14 protein-coding genes are annotated in these 13,889 nt (G+C 63.1%); 11 read left to right on the plus strand and 3 right to left on the minus strand.

Translation table 11 applies throughout. From position 1 onward, the window contains the following. Positions 1 to 58: 58 nt before the first annotated feature. The 4 genes from VNH11_29130 to VNH11_29145 all read left to right on the plus strand — a co-directional run bounded on the left by VNH11_29130 (position 59) and on the right by VNH11_29145 (position 6,486). A complete protein-coding gene (locus tag VNH11_29130) occupies positions 59 to 613 on the plus strand; it encodes a mechanosensitive ion channel domain-containing protein (GenBank protein HVA50447.1) in 555 nt (184 codons plus the stop codon). A 167-nt stretch (positions 614 to 780) separates the two neighbouring features. Continuing rightward, the gene (locus VNH11_29135) at positions 781 to 1,350 is read left to right on the plus strand and encodes a Panacea domain-containing protein (protein HVA50448.1); all 570 of its coding nucleotides are present in this window, start codon (positions 781 to 783) and stop codon (positions 1,348 to 1,350) included. A gap of 250 nt (positions 1,351 to 1,600) precedes the next feature. After that, positions 1,601 to 5,254, plus strand: a complete 3,654-nt coding sequence (locus tag VNH11_29140) for an Ig-like domain-containing protein (protein ID HVA50449.1) — start codon at positions 1,601 to 1,603, stop codon at positions 5,252 to 5,254. Between the two features lie 131 nt (positions 5,255 to 5,385). Next, positions 5,386 to 6,486, plus strand: a complete 1,101-nt coding sequence (locus tag VNH11_29145; GenBank protein HVA50450.1) for a hypothetical protein — start codon at positions 5,386 to 5,388, stop codon at positions 6,484 to 6,486. Between the two features lie 14 nt (positions 6,487 to 6,500). On the opposite strand, the gene VNH11_29150 is transcribed toward VNH11_29145, so the two are convergent. Next, positions 6,501 to 7,448: a hypothetical protein gene (locus tag VNH11_29150; GenBank protein ID HVA50451.1), complete on the minus strand. Its 948-nt coding sequence runs from the start codon at positions 7,446 to 7,448 to the stop codon at positions 6,501 to 6,503. Positions 7,449 to 7,479: 31 nt separating this feature from the next. On the opposite strand from VNH11_29150, the gene VNH11_29155 reads away from it, so the two are divergent. The 5 genes from VNH11_29155 (at position 7,480) to VNH11_29175 (ending at position 11,441) form a co-directional block, all read left to right on the plus strand. Next, positions 7,480 to 8,103, plus strand: coding sequence for a class I SAM-dependent methyltransferase (locus VNH11_29155; protein HVA50452.1), 624 nt, complete (start codon positions 7,480 to 7,482; stop codon positions 8,101 to 8,103). A gap of 342 nt (positions 8,104 to 8,445) precedes the next feature. Further along, positions 8,446 to 8,835, plus strand: a complete 390-nt coding sequence (locus VNH11_29160) for a hypothetical protein (protein ID HVA50453.1) — start codon at positions 8,446 to 8,448, stop codon at positions 8,833 to 8,835. Continuing rightward, positions 8,835 to 9,092, plus strand: coding sequence for a DUF5985 family protein (locus VNH11_29165; protein HVA50454.1), 258 nt, complete (start codon positions 8,835 to 8,837; stop codon positions 9,090 to 9,092). Before VNH11_29160 ends, VNH11_29165 begins: the two co-directional genes overlap by 1 nt. 20 nt (positions 9,093 to 9,112) lie before the next feature. After that, a complete protein-coding gene (locus VNH11_29170) occupies positions 9,113 to 9,385 on the plus strand; it encodes a DUF5985 family protein (protein ID HVA50455.1) in 273 nt (90 codons plus the stop codon). Positions 9,386 to 9,530: 145 nt separating this feature from the next. Then, positions 9,531 to 11,441, plus strand: coding sequence for a chloride channel protein (locus VNH11_29175; GenBank protein HVA50456.1), 1,911 nt, complete (start codon positions 9,531 to 9,533; stop codon positions 11,439 to 11,441). 232 nt (positions 11,442 to 11,673) lie between these two features. Here VNH11_29175 and VNH11_29180 read toward each other — a convergent pair whose 3' ends face one another. Then, positions 11,674 to 11,994: a hypothetical protein gene (locus VNH11_29180; GenBank protein ID HVA50457.1), complete on the minus strand. Its 321-nt coding sequence runs from the start codon at positions 11,992 to 11,994 to the stop codon at positions 11,674 to 11,676. 4 nt (positions 11,995 to 11,998) lie between these two features. On the opposite strand from VNH11_29180, the gene VNH11_29185 reads away from it, so the two are divergent. Together VNH11_29185 and VNH11_29190 are read left to right on the plus strand one after the other, a co-directional pair. After that, on the plus strand, positions 11,999 to 12,256 hold the full coding sequence (locus VNH11_29185; protein ID HVA50458.1) for a hypothetical protein: 258 nt from the start codon (positions 11,999 to 12,001) through the stop codon (positions 12,254 to 12,256). After that, positions 12,253 to 12,756 carry a hypothetical protein gene (locus VNH11_29190; protein ID HVA50459.1) on the plus strand — a complete coding sequence of 168 codons (504 nt, stop codon included), beginning with the start codon at positions 12,253 to 12,255 and terminating at the stop codon, positions 12,754 to 12,756. The genes VNH11_29185 and VNH11_29190 overlap by 4 nt, the downstream gene beginning before the upstream one ends. 436 nt (positions 12,757 to 13,192) lie before the next feature. Here the strand turns inward: VNH11_29190 and VNH11_29195 are convergent. Then, a partial coding sequence (locus VNH11_29195; GenBank protein HVA50460.1) for a hypothetical protein occupies positions 13,193 to 13,889 on the minus strand: 697 nt, incomplete at its 5' end.

Consider the following 13,889-nt stretch of genomic DNA (forward strand, 5'->3'; position numbering starts at 1 on the left):
TTTCGCCGGCCTAGGAAGGCCGCCCCACGTCGCATGCAATTGAAGCCGGAGGACCACCGTGGACGGTTTGCACAACGCCGAGCTACAACTGAGCACCGCCGAGCAGATGTGGCGCGGTGTCATCCACAAGGTGAGCGAAAAGCTGCCCGACATCGGCGTAAGCATCGTGATTCTTGCGGTGTTCTGGCTGGCCGGCGTTTTTTTCGAGCGGTTTATCCGCCGCCTCGGCACGCGGGCCAAAGTACACCCCGACATTCTGGGGCTGCTGGCCTGGAGCGGCAAGGCGACGGTGTTGTCGTTCGGGGTGGTGACGGCCTGCGGCACGATGGGCATCGACGTCGGGGCCCTCGTGGCGGGCGTGGGGCTGACCGGGTTCGCCCTCGGATTCGCCTTGAAAGACGTGATCTCGAATTGGCTGTCCGGCGTCTTGATTTTGGTCTACGAGCCGTTTCGCCGGGGCGACTATGTGAGCATCGCCAACACGCCCGGCCTGGAAGGAACGGTGGTGGCCATCGACTTTCGCTATACCAGCCTGGAGAAAGACGGCAAAATCGTGCTCGTGCCCAACGCCAACCTGTTTACCAAAGAGATCATTGTCACCAAGACCCGGTAACTGGCGTTGCGGCCTTTGCTCTTCGGTTTTGGGACTTGGGTCGGCGAGGGTGTGCCGGTAGAATATCCTTGATGCCGCGGCCTTAGCCTAAAGGGAGGCTGCCAAAGCAACTCGCGAACCATCGGGGCAGAGGACGCGTCCTACGTTTCGCGGGAGGAGGTCTTCAGATGATCGCATTCAACATCCGCAAAACGATCGAGGCTGCCGCCTACCTCATCAAGAGGCAACCGTGCCGATCAGAGAATTACATGAGGCTCCTCAAGCTTCTTTATCTTGCCGATCGCCTGAGCCTGAAAGATCGGGGCGTGCCCATCTGTGGCGGAACGGTCTACGCCCTGCGTCGCGGGCCGGTCATCAGCCCCGCGCTCGATCTGATCAAAGGGCGAGATCCCCGGTCTGCGCAGTGGGACGAGTTCATCGAAAAGCGGGAATTCGACGTTCATTTGCGGGCCGATCCCGGCAATCTCAATTTGTCGCGCGCCGACCTGAGAATCCTCGAACAAGTCGCCGACGAGTTTCGCCGGCATGATGAATGGGCCTTGGTTCGCTGGTGCCACAGGAACTTGCCTGAGTACGACAAAAACTGGTGCGCAAGGGGCGAGAAGGGGCGCCGACGAATCCCCCTGGAAGACGTCCTCGACGCGGTTGGGCGCCGACAAGAGCAGGCCGCGATCATCTCGGCGATCAACGAGAGCGCCGCATTCGACAAATTCTTCGGCAACCACCTGCCGACCTAGGGCGGACAGGTCGAGACGCTGGACAAGGCCATTGACGGCGCGATCGAGACCGACGAGCTGCTAAACGCTCAACGGGCCCTGCTCCGCAGGCAGCAGACCATCCCTTGAAAAGCGGCGACCGATGGCCGTCGCCAAATATCAAGACCAAAAAAACACGGCGGACGCCGTAAAAATCGTTGCGGCCGTTGTAACTGGTAGTTATTCTCGAAGATACGAGTTCTTTCGGGCATCTCATCGGGAAAAAGCGCACATGGCATTGGGTCGAACATTCATCGGCGTCGAAATGAGCAGGATCGTGCGGCGTTCCAAGAAGCGTCGTCCGGTGAAACAGCGGGGGCTCGGCCGTTCGCTTTCCCAGCGCCACGTTGCGCTCGAGTCGTTGGAAGATCGCTGGCTGCTGGCGGCGGGGGCCCCCTACACGCCGCCGACGAACGACCCCTTGTACAACGAACAGTGGAACTTGAACAACACGGGGCAAACCGGGGGCACGCCAGGGGCTGATGTCAACGTCTTGCCCGCCTGGCAGCAGGGCTATACCGGTCAGGGCGTCACGGTGGGGGTGGTCGATTCCGGGGTGTACTATCAGCATCCCGACCTGACGGCCAATTACAATCCCAGCCTGAGCTACGACTATTTCGAGAACGTTCCCAATGCCGAGCCGCCGCTGGGGCCATTGTTGGATCCAGTCGCCACCGGCGCGCAATTTGGTGAAGACAGTCATGGTACAATGGTGGCGGGCATTATCGCCGGCAACGGCGCAAATGGCACCGGCACTTTGGGCGAGGCGCCCAACGCCACGATTGCATCCGAACGGATCGGCTTCATCGATCCTAACGGAGACCTGGTCCAAGGCGGCGACCCCGTAGTCGCCTCCGCATTTACCAACCATAACCAGCAGATCGACGTTTTTAGCAATAGCTGGGGTTATCCTCCGTCGGGCTTCTTCTCCGGCATCCAGGGTCCGCCCGATCCGTTGACCATTGCCGCGATGCAAAAAGACGATATGGGGCAGCCTCTGTCCAGTCCTCCATTGCCCGCTGGTCGCGGCGGACTTGGCAATATCTTCGTCTTTGCGGCAGGCAACGGCGGCAATCAGTACGGCGTTCAGAACACCAACGACGAAGCGGAAACGGCCTCGCGGTTTGCCATCACCGTGGCGGCCCTTGGCGACGACGGGAAAGCGAGCCTCTACTCGGCGAAAGGCGCCTCGGTGCTGGTCAGTGCGCCGGGTGGGCACGACGGCTTTGGCGCTGCCGATGAAAACGGCATTCCTTCCAGCAGCGTGATCAGGGTCGCCGACCCCACGCAGCCGAGCGGGTACAACTACGAGGCCACCTATACCGACAACGGCACCTACGGCATGAACGGCACTTCGGCCGCCACGCCCGGCGTGTCCGGAGTCGTCGCGCTCATGTTGCAGGCCAACCCGAAACTCTCCTGGCGCGACGTGCAGCAGATCCTTGCCGAATCGGCCACGAAGAACGACCCGACGGATCCGGGCAACGGCACGACGGATATCGGCTGGTTTAATAACGGCTTCGGCTACACTTCCGACGGCGCCATTGTGCCCGTGAATAGCCAGGGCAACTACGCCGGCACCGCTCCGCTGCCGGCCAATGTTACGGTGACGCCCTTTCACATCAACGATAAATATGGCTTCGGGGAAGTGAACGCCGGGGCCGCCGTGACCCTGGCGAAAAACTGGACGCCGCTGCAGCCCGAAACGTCATTCACTTCCAACCTGGTGAATGTCAACACGCCCATACCCAAAGGGGTGGCCGCGGGGGTCAGCCAGTCCGTCACGTTCACCGGGGGGCTGCACGTCGAACACGCCGAAGTCGTATTGAACATCACCCATCCAGTCCGCGGTGACATTCAGGTCGTTCTCACTTCGCCGAACGGTACCCGATCCTATCTCCAGGAGGAACGCACCAACGAGGTCAACGGCACCGATGTCACTGCCGACGGCTACCTCAATTCATCCGGCGTAGTGGTGCCCAACGCGAACTACACCAACTGGTCGACCTCAACTGTGCAAGATTGGGGCCAGTCGTCGGCCGGCACCTGGACCGTGACCGTGTCCGACGTGAACTACGACGACGACCCCATCAAGGACGTCGGCACGTTCGACTCGTTCAAACTAACTCTTTACGGCACCTCCGACTACGCGCCCATTGCCCAGGACGCGAGCCTGAGCACGCAAGAAAACACCGCCACTTCCCTCAACCTGATGGCCGGCACCTACGATACCGACGGCACGTATCAAATCGCGCCGGGTTCGCTGGCCGTCACGCAACCCGCCGACGGCACGGTCACGGTCAACCCGCAGACCGGCCAGGTGACCTACACACCCAATCCCGGATTCCACGGCACCGACAGCTTCACCTACACCGTCAAAGACACCAACGGCGTGCTCTCGCGCGCGGCCACCGTTTCCGTCACGGTGGGCGTGGTCCTGCAGGGGCCCGTGGCCGGCAACGTTTCGACCACCACCAGTTATGGCACGCCCGTCGACATTCCGGTCTTGAACCACGTGAGCGACCCCAGCGGCACCGTCGTCCCGTCGAGCGTCACCATCGTGACGCAGCCGAATCTCGGCACGGTGTCGGTGAACCAAACCACGGGGGAAGTGCTCTATACGCCGGGCCCGAACTTCTCGATCGGCGACAGCTTCAGCTATGAGGTGACCGACAGCAATGGAAAAATCTCGAACGTGGCCACCGTCACGATCAGCCTTGCGCAGTCGGCCCCCGTGGCGAATAACGTCGTCGCCCCCGCCGCCGACCTGAACGTGACCCAGGAAGTGGACGTGCTGGCCAGCGTCACCGGCAGCGCCAACCCGACCACCGTCACCATCCTGACGCCACCGCAGCACGGAATCGCCGTGGTCGATCCCGTGACGGGCATCATCGCTTACACGCCGGCCGCCAACTTCTTCGGCAACGACAGTCTCACCTTCTCGGTCAAGAACTTCCAGGGCCTCAGCTCCAACCCCGCGTCCGTCAGCCTGACGGTGCTCGGCCAGGGAGCGCCGGTGGCGCTCAACCATGAGTTTGTGCTGGTTCCGGGCCAGCCGGTGATCAGTGGCTACCGGGTGTTGGACAACCCGACCAACAGCGGCACGCTGACGGCCAAGCTCGTCACGCCGCCCACCCACGGCACCGTCAGCCTCAACGCCGACGGCACCTTCACCTATATTCAAGGCCCGAATTTCACCGGCCTCGACACCTTCACTTACCAGGTGAACAACGGCTTTGCCGACAGCAACGTGGCGACCATCCGTTTGGTGAGCCAGAACTTCCATTTTGTCGAGAAGCTTTACCAGCAGCTTCTGAACCGCGGCGCCAGCGACTCGGACATCATGGGGTTCGTGAATCTGCTCAACGCGGGGGTCAGTCGCGGCCAGGTGGCCTCATTGTTCTTGAACTCGAACGAGTATCTGGCGAACTTCGTCAACAGCTCGTACGAACATCTGCTCCATCGCACGGTCGATCCGGACGGTCTTTCCTATTGGATTTCGGAGATGCAGTTTGGCCTGCCGCCGGAGGTGTTCTTGGCGGCGGTCGCGGCCTCGCCGGAATACATCGGCTTGCACGGCGGCACGACGGCCGGACAGATCGCCGGCTTTTACCAGGACTTTTTGAACCGCGGCGCTTCGGCGGCCGAAATCAACTACTGGGTCGGACTCACCAACAGCGGCATTCCGCCGGCGGCCATCGTGCTCGGCTTCGACACCAGCCCCGAGTATCGCGACGACCTGGTCAGCGGCTACTACGCCACCTACCTGGGCAATGCGCCCGACCCGAACTATATCGCCCAATATGTGGCCGGCCTCGGCGCCGGTTTCTCGCGCACCGCGGTGCAGTTGATGATCCTGTCGAGCAACGACTACTTCACCAGTTGACTGCGATTGCAGGCTCACCGGCTTTCGCTATACTTCGCCCTGCGAAATCTCGCGCAGGCCAGTTCCCCGCGGCGTTTAACCAGCCGATGAACTTTCCCGGCATCAAGGAAGCCACAACGGTCCTCTGCCGAATGCGGCTTCGCGCTCGCGCGGCGCTCGTCTGGGGAGGAGTGACGATGGCCGTGTTGCAGCTTGGCCTCTCGCTGGCGCTGGAACACTGGCCGCAGATACGCTACCCCGAATATGGCTTCAAGCTGGCGCGGCTCCGCCAGCGAATCCGCGAATTGCCCGACCAACCGCGGGTGCTGCTCATGGGCAGCTCGCGCACGGAAGTCGGTGTTCGGGCGGAACAATTCGATCTGCCCCCGACCGCCCAATCGCCGCTGGTCTTCAACTTTGCCTTGTCCAGCGCAGGACCGGTCCAGCATCTGATGCTGCTCGAAGCTCTGTTGGCCGAGGGCCTTCGTTTCGATCGGCTGCTGCTGGAGGTGCATCCCCTGTTTCTCAACCAGGTTTGGGGAAATCTGCGCGAAGAGGCCCGCATCGACGTACACCACTTGGGGCCGGCCGACCTGGCGGTGCTGGCCCGGTACTCCGAGCATCCGGACGTGCTGCGGCGGACATGGTGGAAGTGGCGTCTTGTGCCCTCGCACGCTTTCCGCCACCAACTATTGGACTGCTGGCGGTCTGACTGGTGCTCGGACGCCGGGCAATATGACGGATTCAGCCACGTCGGTCCGTTGGGCTGGCTGCCGTTTCCGCTGCGTGCGGCGAATGAGCAGGAACACCAGCGGATGCTGGAACACGCCCGCTGGGAATACAAGAACTTCAAGAACTTCGATTTCGACGTGACGGAAGAGCCCGACCGCGCTCTGCGCAGCTTGCTGTCGTTGTGCCGCGAGCACGGCATCGGCGTGACGATGTACCTGATGCCTGAGGGTTCACAGTTCCAGGAGGTCTATCCGCCGCACGCACGGGAGCGCGTCGACGCCTATCTGGCGAAGTTGCGGCGCGAATACGACTTCGATCTTGTTGACGCCACCGGCTGGATGAACGACGACGCCTTCGCCGACAGTCATCATTTGCTGCCCGAAGCGGCCGACGAGTTTTCCCAGCGGTTCGCGCGTGAGATCGTGGGTCCCTCGTTGCGTCTCGACGAAGGCGGCAGGAGACAACACCTGGCCCGGATCATTCAGCGGCCCGCACAAAGGCGAAGCGTAAGCGAGGAATAGCGGACCCGCCTCGCTTATTCGTCTTCTTCGCCGGCCAACTTCAGCGGCGGCAGCTCCGTGCGGCGGGCGATGGGGCCGGCGGGCGGCAACTCGCTGGCGTCGGCCGGCGCAGGCTCCGGTTCTGCTCGGTCGGCGTGTGCGGCGACGGGCGGTGGCCTGGTCTTTTGCACCTTCTTGCGTGAGGCGATCAGCTCCTCACGGGCCGGCCCGGCCAGCGATTCGTGCGGCAAGTACACATACAGATCCTCGTCGTGGCTCACCACCTCCGGCGGCGCCAGGTCTTCCAGATGCTCGGCACAGCTCCAGATGGTCACCTTCACGCGTTCTTTCCAGCTTTTGAGCAACTGATAAGCCGAGCCCAACACCAGCACCGAGAGGCCGAGCACGAGAAACGCCGTCCAACCGAACAGGATGCCGAACAACAGAAACAACGCGCTCGCCCCCAGCGAGCCTCCCAAGATGGTGGTGGGCGACTCGAACACGCGAATCTCTTGCGAGAATTTTCGCATGGTCAGGCCGTCGGTCTTGCCGCAGGCATAGCACTGCCGCGGCAGGCCGACGTTCCACGACATACCGGTGCGCGCGTCGCTGGAGCGGTACTTCACCTGCCGCAGTTTCATGTCGGGCGTGCGCAGCGCGGGCACCCACACCCGCAGGTTCAGAAGCGCACGGTCGAGCCAGGGGCGTGCGGCCGCGGCGCGGTCCGCAAGCTTGGAGCCGGTCTGCTCCGCCGTGCCTTGCTCCGCATCGAGTTGATCGGGCTGATCGTCCATGCCTTTATAGTAACCGGCATGGGGCCGAACAGGAAACAGGCCCGCGGCAGACCGGCCGACCAGCCAGCGGGGACTTGAACCGGCTGAGAGCTTTTGCCGCGAGGAAAAGCGGTGGACCTGGCCAGGCTCTGCCCCAGCCAGCGCCAATGTCTCATTATCAGCCGCGTGCAGTATAATACCGGGAGCCAAGTGGACCTCCCTCGATTTTCGATTTTCGATCTTGGATTCTGGATTTCAAGCCCGACGACGAGTGCTGGCGGCGGCTGCCGTCGGCATCGCCGCGATCGGGGGAGCCGTTTACTACGCCGCCCGGTTTGCGCGTATCGACACGGCCCCCTTGCCGCGGCCCCTGGTCAATGCGCCGTTCGTGCGCACGCCCGAAGATACGGTTGACAAGATGCTCAAACTGGCCGCCCCGCGAGAGAATGAGCTGCTCTTCGACCTGGGTTGTGGCGACGGCCGGATCGTCGTGCGGGCGGCCGAGAAATACCGCTGCCGCGCGGTCGGTTTCGATATCGACCCGCGGCGCGTGGAAGAGGCGCGTCAGAACGCCCGGCGGCGCGGGGTCGACGATCGCGTGAAGATCGTCGAGAAAGACATCTTCCAGGTCGACTTGAGCGAAGCCGACGTGGTGACGCTCTACCTGCTGCCCCGGCTGAACGAAAAGCTGATCCCGCAGTTGAAACGCCTCAAGCCGGGGGCACGCATCGTATCGCACGATTTCGACCTGCCCGGCATCGGGCCCGACAAGGTGCTGCCGCTGATGACGCCCGAAGGCGAGCGCCAGCACGTGATTTATCTTTGGACCACGCCTTTTCGATCGGTTGCAGGACCGCACCGTTGATGCTATGCTCGCACCGGTGCCTGCCTTGCCGGGCACCGTCGAAGTCACTGCGTCTTTACGATTGATCACCATGGCTCAAAGGCCCGACGTCAATCCGGTCGGCGAACATGGCCTCTATTTGCGACTCTTTGTGAGCAACAGCGGCGGGGTATGATTGCGCATGCACACGGCGGCCGCGCGAAGTCGGTCGCTTTTTGCCCGGTCCCGGCAGGTCGGTTCTTCTCTCGACCCGGCGGCCGGCGCCCACGGCAGCCGAAGGCCGGTTGCCTCTTTCGTCCGCGGCCGCGATCGCTGCGAGCTTCCCGTTCCGCAAGGGCCCTTCGCCAAATCGAGAAGCCGTTTTTGACTGAGTTACCTGAAGACATCCGACGATTCATCGCCGCCAACATCACGTCGGTCGCGCAGCTCGAGCTGCTGTTGCTGCTGCGCGGCGAGCGCGACCGGGAATGGACCGCCGACGAAGTGAGCCGCGCACTGTATGCGGCGGCCAGCGGCATGGCCGAACAATTGAACGACCTGGAAACCAAGGGCTTGCTCTACATCACGCACGCACCCGATGAACGCTTTCGCTATCGCCCGCGCGATGATGAGCTCGACGCGCTCATCGGCCGCATGGCCACGCTCTATCAAGAGCGGCGCGTGGCGGTGATCTCGCTGATTTATGCCGAGCCGACCGACAAGGCCCGCAGCTTTGCCGACGCTTTCCGCCTTCGCAAGGAGAAGGAGAGCTGATGGTCGACTTCATCTATTTGCTGTGCGCGGCGACGGCCTTGACGTGTTCCGTCCTGCTGTGGCGCGGCTACCGCGAGAACCGAATTCGGCTCTTGTTCTGGAGCAGCCTCTGCTTTCTGGGGCTGGCCGTCGAGAACGTGTTGCTGTATCTCGACCGGGTCACCTATCCGAACGTCGACCTCTCGATGTACCGGCAGCTAGTGGGCCTGGCCGCGCTGACGTTGCTGATTTACTCCATGATCTGGGAATCGAAATAACAGCCGCGGGAGAGGGATCCATGGGCGTATTCATGCAAGGAATGTCGGCGATGGCCTGCCTGGTGATCGCGCTGTTCTTCCTGCGGTTTTGGCGGGGCACCGGTGACCGGCTATTCTTGATCTTTGCCGTGGCCTTTGGTCTGATGTGTGCCACGCGGTTGCTTTCGGCCGTGCTGGGCGCGCAGCATACCCACAGCGGCTACGTCTACACGGTCCGCTTTCTGGCATACCTGTTGATCCTGGCGGCCATCATCGACAAGAACCGGCCGCGGGCAGCGCGGCTACAGGCGTAGGGTGGGACCAGCGAGCTTGCGAGCGCCGGCCCGCTGCAATTTTGGATTTTGGATTTTCGATTTTGGATTCCGACAATCCAAAATCCAAAATCCAAAATCCAAAATCCAAAATTGCGGCGCCGACACATTGACAACGTTAGTCTCTATGGACCACGACGACACAAACCAGCGGCCCCCGTCGGCGCTGCGGTGGATGCCCGAACTTTGGGAATTCGGCCGCCGCCGGGTCCGCTCGCAAGGGCGGCTGATGCTGCTGTCGCTGTTGGTGGGCATGATCGCCGGCGGAGGGGCGATCGTGTTTTTCGTCGCCTGCCAGATGGTGTCGCACTCCGCGCTCGACCGCGTGGCCGGCTATCGGCCGCATGTGCCGCTGGGCGAACCGCCCCTGCTCAAGGAAACCGAGCAAGTTTTTCGGCCCTGGCTGTTGCTGATGGTGCCCACCCTGGGAGGCGTGCTCAGCGGCTTGCTGGTCTACAGCCTGGCGCCCGAGGCCGAAGGGCACGGCACCGACGCCGCCATCGAAGCCTATCACAACCGCCAGGGTCAGATTCGGCCGCGCGTGCCGCTGGTGAAAATCGTGGCCAGTGCCCTGACGTTGGGCACCGGCGGATCGGGCGGGCGAGAGGGGCCGATCGCCCAGATCGGCGCCGGTTTTGGTTCCTTCCTGGGCAGCGTGCTGCGTCTGCGGCCGGCGGAGCGCCGCATCTTGATGGCCGCCGGCATGGGAGCGGGCGTGGCCGCCATCTTTCGCGCCCCGCTGGCCGGCGCGCTGTTCGCCGCCGAGGTGTTGTATCGCTCGCCCGATTTCGAATCGGAGGTGATCATCCCGGCCGGGCTGGCCAGCGTCGCCGCCTATTCGACGTTCGGCATGGTGTTCGGCTGGAAACCGCTCTTCTCGCTGGCGCCCGAGGTGCTGGCCCAGCTCACCTTCGACAATCCGCTCTCGCTGGTGCCTTACTCGCTCTTGGCGCTGTTCATGATCGCGCTGGCCGCCTTTTATGTGCGGTCGTTTTACGCCCTGACGAGATTCTTCAAGCAATTGAAGATCCGGCCGCACATCAAGCCGGCCCTGGGCGCGCTGGCCAGCGGCGCGCTGGCGCTGGCGCTTTATTACGCGCTCGCACGCGACCAGCGCGTGCTGGCGGTGCTCTCGTTCGGCTACGGCGCCCTGCAAGACTCCCTGGCCATGCCGCCCTCCGGCCAGTCGAGCGTCGTCTACGGCTTGCTGCTGCTGGTCGTGGCCCTGGGCAAAATCCTCACCACCGGGCTGACCATCGGCAGCGGCGGATCGGGCGGCGTGTTCGGGCCGTCGATGGTCATCGGAGGATGCGGAGGCGGCGCGTTGGGAATCGCCTTGCACTGGCTGTGGCCCGAACTGGTGCCGCACCCGGCCAGCTTCGTGATCGTGGGCATGGCGGGCTTTTTCGCCGCCGCCGCCAAGACGCCCTTTTCGACGTTGGTGATGGTCAGCGAACTGACCGGCAACTATAACCTCCTCTTGCCGACGCTCTGGGTGTGCGCCCTCGCCTTCCTGCTCAGTGACGACCGCTCGATCTACAGCTCGCAGGTGGCCAGCCGCTCGCGGTCGCCGGCCCATCAAGGCGACTACGTGCGCGACGTGCTGGCCGATTTCACGGTCGGCCAGTTCGTCACCCTGCCACAGAACGTCCCCGTGCTGAGCGCCGCCGATCCGTTGAGCGTCATCCTCGACCGCTTCAGCCGCTCTCCTTATCATGCGTTGCCGGTCACCGACTCCGACGCTCATCTGCTGGGCATTGTGGCGTTGGAAGACATTCACCTCGCTTCACGCTCGCCGAACATCGGGCCGCTGGTGTTGGCCGCCGACCTGATGCGCGACGACATCACCCCCTTGCGCGGCGACGACCGGCTCGACCGTGCCCTGGAGTTGTTCGTCGAAAACGACCAGACCGATCTACCGCTGGTCGACGGAGGCACGTTGCCGCGGGTGATCGGCATCGTGCGGCGGTCGGACATTGCCACCTTGTATTTGCGGTACGTGCATGGGGCGGCGGAGAGCACGGATTATACGGTGTGAGGCGAGGCGCGCATTCCTGGCATGTGCAACATCGTCAAGAATCGACGAACTTGCCCGTAAGACCGCATTCAGTTTTTGTTCCGATGGCAAACACCACGCCGCGGCGGACGGCTCCGTAAACACCACGCCGCGCAAGAGCGCCGTTTGCGACCGATGCGACACGCGCGTCGCATCGATGCCGCTGGCGCGCAAGCGCCGCGCGAAGGGACCACTAACCACTAACCACTAACCACTAACCCGAACCGGCGACGGCACTTTGGCTGCGCGCAGCCGAACTGGCTGCGCCCGGGTCCCGCTCGTCCGTCTGGACGATCGCCGCAAGTGCTTTCAGGGCCTGGCGTTGCGACGAGAAGCCCTCGGGGTGCTGCGCGGTCAGCCGCGACAGTTGCGGGCCATGAAAACGGTTCCTGCCGCCTTTTTCGGTCCCACCTTTTCCGGTCCGCCGATGCCCGGCCACGAACGATGGCAGGTTTTCTGACCGCCCAAACCAGGCCTGCGAAGGAATTGGAAAAACAGTCATGACCGGTATACTGGAAAAGAGCAGAGGACCCATTACCATGAACGACGCTCTATCCCAAACCTTGGCCAAGCTTGATCTTCAGCCGGGCCAATGCCAGGTGTTTCAGGTCAATGGATATCGCGTCGAAATTCGTCGGCCCACCGAGGAGGAGTCGGATTTTTTGGGCATGGCCATGCTCGAACCGTGGGTGGCGTTTCCACAGGGTGAACCGGCCCTGCACCTTGCGGTTCGCGTCGAGCCCCATCCACTGCCGGTTCCTCCCGACATTCCCTCGGATAAGAATGTCGTGCCGTGATCTGCGACCAGCCCGCCCTGGACGTTGCCCTTGATCAGGGCGACCTGATCGAAGGATGTCCTGTCATTCGCCTGAAGGCTGTCCCCACCGGAAGCAACGCGCTAGAGCCGGTGGCGTTGCATTGGCGCCGGACCGTCGTCCTCACGCAAACGTGCGACTTGGCAAACGCCAAGACGGTGGATGCCAACGTTGCCGAGGTCTTCGACGCGCAACTCCTGGTGGACCAGGGAATTCTAAAGTCGTCCGACATCAAAGGCCCAATTCGAGGCGGGCGCGTCTGGGGTTGGTACTTTCTGCCCGCCGATACTCGACTCGGCTTACCGGAAATGATCGTCGACCTGCGCCGCCTGCACACGATCCAGATCGATTTGCTGCGCTCGCTTATCCAGGCCGGGCAACGCCGCGCCCGCCTACAGCCGCTCTACCGCGAGCACCTCGCCAAACACTTCGCCGATGGCTTCAGCCGCATCGGTTTGCCGCGGCCCTATGAGACGATGTGACGGCCACCCGCTCGCCGATTGCGGGGCAGTGCGCCGTTGCAGGCGTCGTCGCGGCCGCCATGCAGGACGACCTGACGCGCTTCGGTTTCGCGAAACGCGCGTAAGGCGGACGCTAGGATGGGATTGACAGGGCCGCATTCAATGACGGCGGTCGCCGTTGCGTGCCATTGCTGGCCAAGAAGTTGAGCCTCGACAGGCCGTCCGCCCCCGTGGCCGACCTCGCAAGCCGAGTCGCGATTAATCGTTCTGACCCCTTTTTTCCCGAGGGTCTGACCAAGGCTGAGCCGCCCGGTGGCCGCGCGACCCGCGCGGAGCGGTTCCCGCGGAGTTGCGACCGGTTCTGGAGCGGCTGAGATCGACGCCGAGACCTGGCTCGACACGCCGGCTTGCTTTGGTCGCTCGCTTCCACCGCGCGGTGGAACCGTGGAGCATGGCATTAACGCTTCGCCCATACTTGCCGCACGGCTTCCGGAGTGTCGGCATGTTTGATGTTGGCCAGAATCTGCCGCAGCACGCCCGCATCTTGGATCTGTCGGACTTCGGGCATGAGCGCCAGCCCCCCGGCGGCGAATCGAAGCTCCAACGCCACCTCAATGCCCGCCAGCAGGTCTTCACGGCCCTCTTCACGGCCCTCTTCACGGCCCTTTTCGAGGCCCTTTTCGAGGCCCCTGGCCAGACCCTCGGCGAGGCCCCTCTCCATGCCGACGCGCTCAGCCGTCGTGATAAAAGGCATGCCTTTCTCCTTTTCAAACTCGTGAATTTCATTCCAGGCCAGCTCGGCCAGCGGCTTGGGCAAGGTCATCATTTTCTCCATCAGCCCGTACAACTGACGGATCTGCTCCGCGCTATACCCGCGCTCGTAAAGCCCCTTGATCAGCCGCACCTGCGCCACGCGACGCCCCTCGTCGTCGTGCGCATTTTGCAGCGTTTTCAAATGCGCCGATACCACCACGGCGATCGGGTTCAGGTTCGACTCCAGCGCCGCCTCGTCACGCCCATAATCGAGCAGCTTCGCCGTCGGAAACCGGATGCCGACCTCCGTGCCCCACAACTCATAGCCGAACCGGTCGGGCCGCCACGCCGGCCGGTCGTCGCCCAGGATCGCGAAGCTCGCCACCTTTTGATTATAGCGA

It is taken from the genome of Pirellulales bacterium (assembly GCA_035533075.1).
Classification (GTDB): domain Bacteria; phylum Planctomycetota; class Planctomycetia; order Pirellulales; family JAICIG01; genus DASSFG01.

Bases quoted from the DNA above. Each gene is read 5' to 3' on its own strand.
- VNH11_29140 (HVA50449.1), top strand. From the start codon at position 1,601: ATGGCATTGGGTCGAACATTCATCGGCGTCGAAATGAGCAGGATCGTG.
- VNH11_29145 (HVA50450.1), top strand. From the start codon at position 5,386: ATGCGGCTTCGCGCTCGCGCGGCGCTCGTCTGGGGAGGAGTGACGATG.
- VNH11_29165 (HVA50454.1), top strand. From the start codon at position 8,835: ATGGTCGACTTCATCTATTTGCTGTGCGCGGCGACGGCCTTGACGTGT.
- VNH11_29180 (HVA50457.1), bottom strand. From the start codon at position 11,994: ATGGGTCCTCTGCTCTTTTCCAGTATACCGGTCATGACTGTTTTTCCA.
- VNH11_29175 (HVA50456.1), top strand. From the start codon at position 9,531: ATGGACCACGACGACACAAACCAGCGGCCCCCGTCGGCGCTGCGGTGG.
- VNH11_29170 (HVA50455.1), top strand. From the start codon at position 9,113: ATGGGCGTATTCATGCAAGGAATGTCGGCGATGGCCTGCCTGGTGATC.
- VNH11_29135 (HVA50448.1), top strand. From the start codon at position 781: ATGATCGCATTCAACATCCGCAAAACGATCGAGGCTGCCGCCTACCTC.
- VNH11_29185 (HVA50458.1), top strand. From the start codon at position 11,999: ATGAACGACGCTCTATCCCAAACCTTGGCCAAGCTTGATCTTCAGCCG.